Annotated in this window: 11 protein-coding genes; 4 read left to right on the top strand and 7 right to left on the bottom strand. The window is 68.0% G+C overall.

The window, feature by feature from the left end; all coding sequences use genetic code 11:
• Nucleotides 1-93: 93 nt before the first annotated feature.
• The 5 genes from SP5_RS08830 to glmM all read right to left on the bottom strand — a co-directional run bounded on the left by SP5_RS08830 (nt 94) and on the right by glmM (nt 4,301).
• Nucleotides 94-1,149 carry a 5-(carboxyamino)imidazole ribonucleotide synthase gene (locus SP5_RS08830; RefSeq protein WP_042487154.1) on the bottom strand — a complete coding sequence of 352 codons (1,056 nt, stop codon included), beginning with the start codon at nt 1,147-1,149 and terminating at the stop codon, nt 94-96.
• Between the two features lie 4 nt (nt 1,150-1,153).
• Entirely contained in the window at nt 1,154-1,633 is a 480-nt protein-coding gene (gene purE / locus SP5_RS08825; protein WP_042487150.1) for a 5-(carboxyamino)imidazole ribonucleotide mutase, read from the bottom strand.
• Between the two features lie 359 nt (nt 1,634-1,992).
• Entirely contained in the window at nt 1,993-2,679 is a 687-nt protein-coding gene (gene gpmA, locus SP5_RS08820; RefSeq protein ID WP_042487147.1) for a 2,3-diphosphoglycerate-dependent phosphoglycerate mutase, read from the bottom strand.
• A 57-nt stretch (nt 2,680-2,736) separates the two neighbouring features.
• Nucleotides 2,737-2,961, bottom strand: a complete 225-nt coding sequence (locus SP5_RS08815) for a DUF1272 domain-containing protein (RefSeq protein ID WP_042487144.1) — start codon at nt 2,959-2,961, stop codon at nt 2,737-2,739.
• On the bottom strand, nt 2,961-4,301 hold the full coding sequence (gene glmM, locus SP5_RS08810) for a phosphoglucosamine mutase (protein WP_042487142.1): 1,341 nt from the start codon (nt 4,299-4,301) through the stop codon (nt 2,961-2,963). The genes SP5_RS08815 and glmM overlap by 1 nt, the downstream gene beginning before the upstream one ends.
• 101 nt (nt 4,302-4,402) lie before the next feature.
• Here glmM and SP5_RS08805 point away from each other — a divergent pair, with 101 nt between their 5' ends.
• Nucleotides 4,403-5,647 carry a dicarboxylate/amino acid:cation symporter gene (locus tag SP5_RS08805; RefSeq protein WP_042487139.1) on the top strand — a complete coding sequence of 415 codons (1,245 nt, stop codon included), beginning with the start codon at nt 4,403-4,405 and terminating at the stop codon, nt 5,645-5,647.
• The gene (locus SP5_RS08800) at nt 5,644-6,636 is read left to right on the top strand and encodes an aldo/keto reductase (RefSeq protein WP_042487136.1); all 993 of its coding nucleotides are present in this window, start codon (nt 5,644-5,646) and stop codon (nt 6,634-6,636) included. The genes SP5_RS08805 and SP5_RS08800 overlap by 4 nt, the downstream gene beginning before the upstream one ends.
• 176 nt (nt 6,637-6,812) lie before the next feature.
• Here SP5_RS08800 and SP5_RS08795 read toward each other — a convergent pair whose 3' ends face one another.
• Nucleotides 6,813-8,399: a peptide MFS transporter gene (locus SP5_RS08795; RefSeq protein ID WP_042487134.1), complete on the bottom strand. Its 1,587-nt coding sequence runs from the start codon at nt 8,397-8,399 to the stop codon at nt 6,813-6,815.
• A gap of 129 nt (nt 8,400-8,528) precedes the next feature.
• Between SP5_RS08795 and SP5_RS08790 the strand changes: the two genes are divergently transcribed.
• Together SP5_RS08790 and SP5_RS08785 are read left to right on the top strand one after the other, a co-directional pair.
• Nucleotides 8,529-9,119: a nitroreductase family protein gene (locus tag SP5_RS08790; protein ID WP_084220623.1), complete on the top strand. Its 591-nt coding sequence runs from the start codon at nt 8,529-8,531 to the stop codon at nt 9,117-9,119.
• Between the two features lie 83 nt (nt 9,120-9,202).
• Nucleotides 9,203-9,559: a GntR family transcriptional regulator gene (locus tag SP5_RS08785; protein WP_042487130.1), complete on the top strand. Its 357-nt coding sequence runs from the start codon at nt 9,203-9,205 to the stop codon at nt 9,557-9,559.
• On the opposite strand, the gene SP5_RS18500 is transcribed toward SP5_RS08785, so the two are convergent.
• Complete coding sequence (locus SP5_RS18500; protein ID WP_167334692.1) at nt 9,540-10,556, bottom strand: PepSY-associated TM helix domain-containing protein; 1,017 nt, start codon at nt 10,554-10,556, stop codon at nt 9,540-9,542. The two genes, SP5_RS08785 and SP5_RS18500, sit on opposite strands and share 20 nt — an antisense overlap.
• Nucleotides 10,557-10,679: the final 123 nt, after the last annotated feature.

Here is a 10,679-nt window from a genome sequence, read left to right as displayed (position 1 = left end):
CACAGGTGGCACGCGTGCAGAAGCGCCCCACCCCTGGCCCCTCCCCTGAAGGGGAGGGGGGCATTTCAGGTCATCCTGCTATCGCGACCGGGCTTAGCGCACCACCCGCGTGATATGCCCCATCTTGCGCCCGGGCCGTGATTCGCCCTTGCCGTAAAGGTGCAGATGCGCCCCCTTCTCGGTCAGTGCGGATTCCCAGGCGTCGTCGCCGATCAGGTTTTCCATCTGCACATGCGCGCCGGTCAGCGACGTGTCGCCCAGCGGCAGGCCGCAGATCGCGCGGATGTGATTCTCGAATTGCGAGGTTTCGGCGCCTTCGATGGTCCAGTGTCCCGAATTGTGGACGCGCGGGGCCATTTCGTTGAAGACGGGGCCGTTCTCGGTCGCGAAGAACTCGCAGGCGAGCACGCCGACATAGCCCAGTTCCTCGGCGATGCGGATCGCGAGCGCGGTCGCCTCCTCGGCCTGGGCGGCGATCTCGGGCGGCGCGGGCAGGGTCGAGGTGCGCAGGATCGCGTCGCGATGGACATTGTGCGGCGGGTCGTAGCGCACCGCCCGGCCGTCCAGCCCGCGTGCGATCAGGATCGAGAATTCGTGGCTGAAATGGATGAACCCCTCCAGCACGGCGGGGCCGCCGATCGCCTCGAACGCGGCGGGGGCCTCGGCGATGTCGCGGATCAGCACCTGACCCTTGCCGTCATAGCCGAAGCGCGTGGTCTTCAGGATGGCGGGGCAGCCGATCCGCTCCAGTGCGGCGGTCAGGTCGGCGGCACAGTTCACCTCGGCCCAGGGGGCGGGGCGGCCGCCGACCTTCTCGACGAAGCTCTTTTCCGCGATCCGGTCCTGCGCGACGCGAAGCGCGGCCGGAGCGGGGTGGACGGGCAGCCGCTCGGCCAGCCATTCGACCGGCGTCACGTCGACATTCTCGAACTCATAGGTCACGACGTCGCAGGCGGCGACGAAATCGGCCAGCACGACCTTGTTGTGATAATCGGCGCGGGTCAGCGAGGACGCGGTCTGCGCCGCGACGCTTTCCTCATCGGGGGCCAGCACATGGGTGCGATAGCCGAGTTGCGCGGCGGCCACCGCCAGCATCCGGCCCAACTGGCCGCCACCCAATATCCCGATCGTCGAACCCGGCTTCAACATTGGCTTACCCTTGCGGATCGTTGGCGACGCTGTCCGTCTGGCGCTGGCGCCACGCCTTCAGGCGCTCGGCAAGGCCCTCGTCCGACAGCGACAGGATCGAGGCGGCGAGCAGGCCCGCATTGATCGCGCCCGCCTTGCCGATGGCCAGCGTGCCGACGGGGATGCCGCCGGGCATCTGGACGATCGAGAGCAGGCTATCCATGCCCTTCAGCGCCTTGGACTCGACCGGCACGCCCAGTACGGGCAGGTGCGTCATGGACGCCGCCATGCCCGGCAGGTGGGCGGCACCGCCCGCGCCCGCGATGATGACCTGGATCCCGCGATCGGCGGCGGTGGTGGCGTAATCGTACAGGCGCTGCGGCGTTCGATGCGCGGAGACGACACGGGTTTCGTGGGGTACGCCCAGCGCCTCGAGCGTCTCGGCGGCATGCCGCATGGTTTCCCAGTCCGAGGTGGACCCCATGATGATCCCGACCGACGTCATATCCGCAATTCCGCCTTAGCCCCTTGAGCCCCGTTTCCGGGGAAGCGGGCTGACTAGCGGGACGGGGCGAGGGGGGCAACCTCCCGTATACGTTCGGACCTTTTCGCGTGGGTTTTTTGGTTCACGCGGAGGCGCGGAGACGCGGAGGTGGCGTCTCCAGCCGCAAGGCTGGTCTATCGAAGGCCAGGTAGAACAGGGGAGTGTCGGAGACGGCAGGGCGTCGCCGCCGCGCGCCGGATCTCTCCGCGCCTCCACGTCTCCGCGTGAGATCAAAATTGATTCACGCGAAGCCGCGATGACGCGAAGAGGAGCGACCGAAAGACGGTCTTGGATACGATGGTTCTCGGTCTCCCGATCGCTTAGCGTTCCGACAGATAATAACGGTCGGTCGGGGTCAGGTCGTCCGCCAGCTCATAGACGATCGGTTGACCGGTTGGGATTTCCAGACCCGTGATCTCGTCGTCCGGGATGTTCGACAGGTGCTTGACCAAGGCGCGCAGCGAGTTGCCGTGCGCGGAGATCAGCACGCGGTTGCCGTCGCGAAGCGCGGGCGCGATACGCTCGTCCCAATAGGGCAGGACGCGCGCGATGGTGTCCTTCAGGCTCTCGGTCGCAGGCACCGGGATGCCCGCATAGCGGCGGTCAAGCGACACGTCGAACTCGCCGCCCGCCTCCGCCGGGGGCGGCGGCACGTCGAAGCTGCGGCGCCAGACCTTGACCTGCTCGTCGCCATGCTTGGCCGCCGTCTCCGCCTTGTCCAGGCCGGTCAGCCCGCCATAGTGACGCTCGTTCAGCCGCCAGTGCTTCTCGGTCGGCAGCCAGAGGCGCCCCATGGTCTCCAGCGCCAGGTTCAACGTCTTGATCGCACGGGTCTGGAGGCTGGTGAAGGTCAGGTCGAAGTCGAGGCCCTTCTCGGCCATCATCGCGCCCGCCGCGCGGGCTTCCGCCGCGCCTTGTGCGGTGACGTCGACGTCCCACCAGCCGGTAAAGCGATTCTCCAGGTTCCAGGCGGACTGGCCGTGGCGGATCAGGACGAGCTGGGGCATGGAAACTCCTTCAAGATGGTCAGGCCCGCATAGAGAAGCGGGCGCGCGGGGTCGAGGTCAGCTGCGGAAACGGGCTTGGGTGGAGGCGGGATTGGCCTTCAGCACGCGGCCCATCCGCGTCGGCCGGTCGAGCAGTTCGCCGCCGCAATCGGGGCAGGTCTCGTCCAGCTCGTCGGCGCATTCGGCGCAGAAGGTGGTTTCCAGCGAGCAGATGAACGCGCCGCCCTGGCTCGGGGGCAGGTCCGCGCCGCAGCGCTCGCAATCGGGTCGCATCTCCAGCATCAGGCGGCCACCTCGCGCACCACGTCGCAAATGCGGTCGACGAGCGTCTCGACCTGGCGCTTGTCCTCGCCTTCGGCCATCACGCGGATGACGGGTTCGGTGCCCGACGGGCGGATGACCAGGCGGCCACGCCCGGCCAGTTCGGCCTCGGCGGCGGCGATGACGCCCTGTACCTTCTCATGCTCCAGCGGCTTGCCGCCTGCAAAACGGACATTCTTGAGCAACTGCGGCAGCGGATCGAAGCGGTGCAGCACCTCGCTGGCGGGCGCGCCCGACCGCTTCAGTTCGGCGAGGACCTGAAGTGCGGCGACCAGTCCGTCGCCGGTGCGGGCATAGTCGGACAGGATGATATGTCCCGACTGTTCGCCGCCGACATTGTATCCGCGTGTCCGCATCGCCTCCAGCACATGGCGGTCGCCGACCTTGGTGCGGACAAGGCCCAGCCCCTGGGCGGCAAGATGCCGCTCCAGCCCCAGGTTCGACATGACCGTGGCGACCAGGCCGCCGCCCGCCAGACGGCCTTCTCGGGCATAGCTGGTCGCGATCATCGCCATCAGCTGGTCGCCATCGACCACTGCGCCGGTTTCGTCGACGATGATGAGGCGGTCGGCGTCGCCGTCCAGCGCGATGCCGATATCCGCGCCGCTCGCCACCACCGTCTCGGCCAGCGCCTGCGGCGCGGTCGAGCCGACGCCGTCATTGATGTTGGTGCCATTGGGGGTCACGCCGATCGCGACCACATCCGCGCCCAGTTCCCACAGCGCGGCAGGGGCGACCTTGTACGCCGCACCGTTCGCGCAGTCGATGACGACGCGCAGGCCGTCGAGGCGCAGCGCCTGCGGGAAGGTCGACTTGGCGAAATGGATATAGCGCCCGGCGGCGTCGTCGACCCGGCGCGCGCGGCCGATCTTGCCCGAGGCGACCAGCGGCACATTCTGCTCGATCAGGCCCTCGATCGATTCCTCGGCCTCGTCGGACAGCTTGTAGCCGTCGGGGCCGAACAGCTTGATGCCGTTGTCGGCAAAGGGATTGTGGCTGGCCGAGATCATCACGCCGATATCGGCGCGCATCGAATGGGTCAGCATCGCGACCGCCGGTGTGGGCAAGGGACCCAGCATCACCACGTCCATGCCGACGCTGGTGAAGCCCGCGACCAGCGCCGATTCGAGCATATAGCCCGACAGGCGCGTATCCTTGCCGATGACGACGCGGTGGCGATGGTCGCCGCGCTGGAAATAGGCGCCCGCCGCCATGCCGACCTTCATCGCCATCTCGGCCGTCATCACCGCGCCATTGGTCGCGCCGCGAATGCCATCGGTGCCGAAATATTTTCTTGCCATGCGGCCAAGTCCCTGCCGGATTAAGAGGGTGTGGAACAATCGGGTTGCGTGCATCCTTTAGCGCGACCTTTGCCAAAGCTCCAAATACGCGAGAACCATGCATGTCGCGCGCGACCCTGATCCTTCTCTGCCTGGCCGCCGGTCTGCTGATCGGCGTGGGCGCGGCGACGCTGGCCCCCTCAATGGCCGCGGGCGCGGTGTTCGTCGCGCGGCCGGTCGGGACCTTGTGGCTGAACGGGTTGCAGATGACCGTCATACCGCTGGTCGTCACGCTGCTGATCACCGGCGTCGCCTCGACCGCGCAGGCGGCGCAGGCGGGGCGGATCGCGGGGCGGGCGATCGTGACCTTCCTGGTGCTGGTGACGCTGACCGCGACCATGGCGGCGCTGGTCACGCCGGGGCTGCTGCACCTGCTCCCCATCCCGCGCGAGGCGGCCGCCGCGCTGAAGGCGGCGCTGGGCCATGCCGAGCCGGTCGCCCCGCCGCCGCCCATCGCCGAGTTCGTGACCGGCATCGTGCCGACCAACATCTTCGCCGCCGCCACCAACAATGCGCTGTTGTCTCTGATCCTGTTCACGCTGGCCTTCGCCTTTGCGATCACCCGGATCGAGGGAGAGGGGCGGGTGCTGCTGCTCCGCGTCTTCACCGCGATCCGCGATGCGATGCTCGTGCTGATCGGCTGGGTCCTGTGGCTCGCGCCGTTGGGCGTCTTCGCGCTGGCCTTTGTCGTCGGCGCGACGGCGGGGGGCGGGGCGTTCGGGGCGCTGGCGCATTATATCACGATCATCGCCAGCATCGGGGTGATCGTGATGCTGATGGCCTATGCCGTCGCGGTGCTGGCGGCGCGGGTGCCGCTGTCGCGATTCGCCCGCGCGCTGGCCCCGGCCCAGGCGGTCGCCATCTCGACCCAAAGCTCGCTCGCCAGCCTGCCCGCGATGATCGAGGGGACGAAGACGCTGCGCATCGCGCCTGCGACGGCCGGACTCGTCCTGCCGATGGCGGTGGCGATGTTCCGGGGGACGCAGCCCGCGATGAATGTCGCGGTCGCGCTCTACATCGCCGACTGGTTCGGGATCGTGCCCGGCATGGCTTCGGTCACCGCCGCCGTGGTCGTTGCGATCCTGTGTTCGCTGGGTTCGGCCAGCCTGCCGTCGCAGATCACCTTCTTCGCCTCGATCGCACCGGTCTGTGTCGCGCTCGGGGTGCCCGCCGCGCCCCTGGGGCTGTTGATCGCGGTGGAGACGATTCCGGACATCTTCCGCACGCTGGGCAATGTCAGCATGGACCTCGCCGCCACCGCGACCGTTTCCCGTTTGAGCGGCACGATCGACGAGGAACTTCCATGAAATATCGCACTCTCGGCCCCGAATTCGAGGTTTCCGCGCTGGGCCTGGGCTGTATGCCGATGGCCGGTGTCGGCCGGAACATGTATGGCGAGGCGAGCGAGGCGGAGAGCATCGCCACCATCCACCGCGCGATCGAACTGGGCGTGACCCTGTTCGACACCGCCGAAATCTATGGCCCGCTGGTCAATGAGGAATTGGTCGGCCGCGCCATTCGCGGCAAGCGCGACGCGGTGGTCATCGCGACCAAGTTCGGCTTTCGCTATGACGAGAACGGCATGACCGGCGTGGATTCGACCCCGGCCAATGTCCAGCGCGCCTGCGAGGGCTCGCTCCAGCGGCTGGGGGTCGAGACGATCGACCTGTTCTACCAGCACCGCGTCGACCCCAATGTCCCCATCGAGGAGACGGTCGGCGCGATGGGGCGGCTGGTCGAGCAGGGCAAAGTGCGGCGGCTGGGCCTGTCCGAGGCGAGCGCCGAGACGATCCGCCGCGCCGCCGCCGTCCATCCGATCGCGGCGGTCCAGTCGGAATATTCGCTGTGGGAGCGCGATGTGGAGGCGGACATCCTGCCGGTGGTGCGCGAACTGGGCATCGGCTTCGTGCCGTACAGCCCGCTGGGACGCGGTTTCCTGACCGGGCAGATCACCCGGCGCGAGGATTTGCCCGAGGGCGATTATCGGCGCAACGATCCGCGCTATTCGGAAGAGAATTTCGACCGCAATATGAAGGTCGTCGAGGTGGTGAAAGCCATCGCCGCCGCGCATGACGCCAGCGCGGCGCAGGTGGCGCTGGCGTGGCTGCTGGCGCAAGGCGACGATATCGTGCCGATCCCCGGCTCCAAGCGGCGTGCGACGCTGGAGGATTCGATGAAGGCGGCGGACCTGGTGCTGTCGGCCGACGAACTGGCCAGGCTGGACCAAGCGTCGCCGCGTGGCGGCACCGCAGGGCCGCGTTATGGAGAGAAGGCGATGGCGATGACGCGGCTCTGAGGCCAAATCCCACCCTCCGTTCGCACTGAGCGAAGTCGAAGCCCACGCCCTGACCTGTCCGCAGGCGTCACCCCGTGCACTTCGACTTCGCTCAGTGCGAACGGAGGTGAGGGTGAGCGGAAGAGAAGGGAGATGGGAAAAGGGGCGGCCGGGTTTCCCCAACCGCCCCGCGCTCATCAATGCGGCTTCTGCTCCAGCCGCGTATCGATGCCTGCCGCCGCCGGTTCGGCCAGTTCCTTGTCCCCGGCCAGTGCGGCTTCGGCCTTCAGCCGGTCGAGATGCATCAGCCGGGCGATGAAGGGCGACACCACCAGCACGACCACGCCGATCCCGATCGAGAACCAGCCGATCCGCGTATAGACGTCGAGCACCTTTTCCGGCCCCGCGCCCTCGCCGCCGGTCGCCTGTGCGATGAGACCGGCGATGAAGTTGCCCGCCGCCGTGGCCAGGAACCAGGTGCCCATCATCAGCCCGGTCATGCTGGGCAGCGACAGCCGCGTCATCGCCGACAGGCCGACCGGCGAGAAGCACAGCTCCGCCATGGTGTGGATCAGATAGACCAGGATGACGAAGATCACCGGCGTCGGCGCCCCGGCGTAGAGGGCCGCGCCCGCCACCAGCACCAGGAAGCCGGCACCCACGCCGACCAGGCCGATGCCGAACTTGAACGGCGCGCTCGGCTCCCATCCGCGCTTGGCGAGGAAGGTCCAGATCGCGGCGAACACGGGGGCCAGCGCGATGATGAAGATCGAATTGACCGACTGGAAGGCCGAAGCCGGAATCGTCCAGCCGAGCAGGCTGCGGTCGACCGAACGGTCGGTATAGACGTTGAGCGAGGAACCCGCCTGTTCGAACAAGGCCCAGAAGAGCGGGCAGAGCGCGATCAGGAACAGAGCGGCCAGAATGCGGTCGCGGTCGACCTTGTCCAGGGTGAAGACCGCCCGCCACAGGATGAAGCCCACGGTGCCGATGCCGAAGACGATCAACAGCGTGCCGACCGCATCCTGATGTCGGATCAACTGCCACGTCACCAGCGTCGCGGCGATCCCGCCCAGATAGATGAGCCACTCACGCGACAGACCCGCCACGACCGGCGCGCGCAGGATCGGCAGCGAGGGGGCTTCGCCCGCCCCGTGCAGTTCGCGCTTCAGGCCGATAAAGGCGACCAGCCCGAGCAACATGCCGACGCCCGCCGCGCCGAAGCCATAGGCCCAGCCCACCGTCTCGCCCAGCACGCCGCACACGATCGGCCCCAGCGCGCCGCCGCCGTTGATCCCCATGTAGAAGATCGAGAAGGCGGGATCGCGGCGCATGTCGTCGCGGGCGTAAAGCTGTCCCACCAGCACCGAGATATTGGCCTTGAGGAAGCCGGTGCCGATGACGATCGCGGCCAGCGCGAGGTAGAAGCCTTCGAGATAGACGCCCTGTGCGCCCTGCGGCCCTTCCATCGCGGCGATCAGCAAATGGCCAAAGGCGATGAAGACCCCGCCCGCCAGCACCGCACGTCTGGCCCCCAGATAGCGATCCGCCAGATAGCCGCCGATCACCGGGGTGAAATATACCAGCGACATATAGGCGGCGTAGATGCCGAATGCCGGTTCGTCGGTGAACAGGAAATGCTTGGTCAGGTAGAAGACCAGGATGGCGCGCATTCCATAGAAGGAAAAACGCTCCCACATCTCGGTGAAGAACAACAGGAACAGGCCCCGGGGGTGCCCCAAAACCGTCTTGCCGCGTGCAGCGGCCTCATACGCACTCGCCATGCCGGCGTTTACTCCATCGGGATCGCCCCCGGTGCGACCAGGGGCGCACGCGGGGGCGTAATGGTTCAGTAACCTAACGCCAAAGCCGCGACTGTAAATATCATGCGCGACGACGTAAGGATGTAAGCCATGACCGACATGGCTTTCAACGACCGCTCGACGCCCCTCACGCTGCTGACGACCCGCCGTTCGGGCAAGCCGCGCGACCTGATCGCGCCCGGCCCCCGGCCGGACGAGCTGGCGCAGATGCTCGGCATCGCGGCGCGCACGCCCGACCATGGCAAGCTGGCCCCGTGGCGCTTCGTGATCGTGCCCGCCGAGGCGCGGGGCCGACTGGCCGAGGTCATCACCACCGCCTACCGCGCTGAACGACCGCAGGCGGGCGCGACCGAGATCGCCGCGCTGGAACAGTTCGCGCATCAGGCCCCCGATCTGGTCGTCGTCCTGTCCAGCCCGCGTACCGAAAGCCATATTCCGCTATGGGAACAGGAATTGTCGGCGGGCGCGGCGTGCATGAACCTGCTCCATGCCGTCCATGCCATGGGCTATGCCGGGGGCTGGCTGACCGGCTGGCCCGCCTTTTCGGATGCGGTGCGCGATGCGTTCGGAGCCGCGCCCGAGCGGATCGTCGGCTTCGTCTTCATCGGCACCCCCGGCCGTCCGCTTGACGAGCGGCCGCGCCCCGACATGGGCCGGATCGTCTCGACCTGGAACGGATGAAGCGAGCGTCGCGTGCGACGGTCCTGCAAACGTTATCGGGATAACGGCTCGACATGGTGTCGCCCATGCTGTATTAACTCGGCATGACAGCTCTTAGCGGCGACGACAGCCCGGTCTATATCCGCCTGCGCGGCACGATCGCGGCGGGCATTCTCAACGGCACCTATCGCACGGGGGACCAGCTTCCCTCGGTGCGGGCGCTGGCCGCCGAACAGGGCGCGAACCCGCTGACCGTCGCCAAGGCCTATCAGAGCTTTCAGGATGACGGCTATGTCGAGGTGCGGCGCGGGGTCGGCATGTTCGTGATGCCGGGCGCCGCCGACCGGCTGCGCAGCGCGGAGCGGCAGAGCTTCCTGTCGGTGCAGTGGCCGCGCATCCGCGACCATATCGAACTGCTGGGCCTGGACCCGGCCGACCTGCTCAACGCCGAGCGCGTCTGACCTTCGGACGGCAGCCCCAGGCCATCAGCCCGGTCGCCGCGACCCAGGCGGCGAGCAACCCGGTCAGCGCGGCGAGCGGCCACCAGATCCAGGGCATTCCCTGTCCGCCATGCAGTCGGCGGACCCAGGACAGCATCACCGGCTCCGCATGAGCGGGCGCGGCCAGGGCCTTGGCGCTGTCGTCGGCGACCTTGACGACGCTTGGTTCGCCACCCTCGAAATACAGCGTCCAGTCGGGGGAGCGCTCGGTCGGCCAGTCGATCGCGCGCAGCGTGCCGTGCGTCCATCCGCTGGCGCTGGCGACGACCCGGTCGACGGGCAGGGCGGCGCGGGAGACCGGCGGTGCGGCGGGGGTGGCGGTCATGACCGGTGTCGGGACGACGGCCAGGCCGGTCGCGGTCAGCGCCAGGACCGGGATCGCCGACCATAGCCCGACGCGGCGATGCACGATCGTCCACCGCGTTTCGTTGCGCGGGCGCTTGGTGGATGTCTTCGGCCGCTTGCGGGTCATCTGTGCCCAAAGCCCGGTCAGGCTGGCCAGCGCCAAGCCGAACCCACCGAGCCCGACGATCCACCGGCCGAGGCCCGACAGGAACAGCCCGTCATGCACCCGTCGTGCCGCACCGATGACACCGCCATCCTTCCAGCCGCTTGCCAGCACCTGTCCGGTCGGCGGGTCGAGAAACAGCAGCCGCTGCGCCCGGTCGCTGGTCCGGTCGAGCGTCACGACGACCGGAGAAGACCCCTGCTCCAGCGACAGCGCGGCGATCCGCTCGCCGGGGCGCAGGCGGCGATGTGCGACGTTGCTATAGAGAGAAGCGGCCTGCCGCTGTTCGCCGCTCACGCGGAAGCGGGCGGGGGCGGCGATCCGTTCCAGCATGGGGGCGCTCGCCAGGATCGCGCCGGACAGGGCCAGGGCAAGTGCGATCAGCCCGACCGCCAGCCCCAGCCAGCGATGGACCTGCACTCCCGTATCGCGAAGGGTAATTCCGGCCACACAAACCCCGAAACAGACGGCGCGCCCTGCTATAGCCAAGAGGCGGCGTCAATCGGGGAGGGCCATGCCGTTCCATCCCCACCCTTCGTTCAGGCCGAGCGAAGTCGAAGCCCATGCCCGGCT

The organism is Sphingomonas parapaucimobilis NBRC 15100 (assembly GCF_000787715.1).
GTDB classification, from domain to species: Bacteria; Pseudomonadota; Alphaproteobacteria; order Sphingomonadales; family Sphingomonadaceae; genus Sphingomonas; species Sphingomonas parapaucimobilis.
The sequence above is the reverse complement of the archived record's forward strand: the minus strand, read 5'-3'. Positions and strand labels throughout refer to the sequence as shown.

Bases quoted from the DNA above. Each gene is read 5' to 3' on its own strand.
- gpmA (WP_042487147.1), bottom strand. From the start codon at position 2,679: ATGCCCCAGCTCGTCCTGATCCGCCACGGCCAGTCCGCCTGGAACCTG.
- SP5_RS08815 (WP_042487144.1), bottom strand. From the start codon at position 2,961: ATGCTGGAGATGCGACCCGATTGCGAGCGCTGCGGCGCGGACCTGCCC.
- SP5_RS08830 (WP_042487154.1), bottom strand. From the start codon at position 1,149: ATGTTGAAGCCGGGTTCGACGATCGGGATATTGGGTGGCGGCCAGTTG.
- SP5_RS08790 (WP_084220623.1), top strand. From the start codon at position 8,529: ATGACCGACATGGCTTTCAACGACCGCTCGACGCCCCTCACGCTGCTG.
- purE (WP_042487150.1), bottom strand. From the start codon at position 1,633: ATGACGTCGGTCGGGATCATCATGGGGTCCACCTCGGACTGGGAAACC.
- SP5_RS08795 (WP_042487134.1), bottom strand. From the start codon at position 8,399: ATGGCGAGTGCGTATGAGGCCGCTGCACGCGGCAAGACGGTTTTGGGG.
- SP5_RS08800 (WP_042487136.1), top strand. From the start codon at position 5,644: ATGAAATATCGCACTCTCGGCCCCGAATTCGAGGTTTCCGCGCTGGGC.
- SP5_RS08785 (WP_042487130.1), top strand. From the start codon at position 9,203: ATGACAGCTCTTAGCGGCGACGACAGCCCGGTCTATATCCGCCTGCGC.
- glmM (WP_042487142.1), bottom strand. From the start codon at position 4,301: ATGGCAAGAAAATATTTCGGCACCGATGGCATTCGCGGCGCGACCAAT.
- SP5_RS08805 (WP_042487139.1), top strand. From the start codon at position 4,403: ATGTCGCGCGCGACCCTGATCCTTCTCTGCCTGGCCGCCGGTCTGCTG.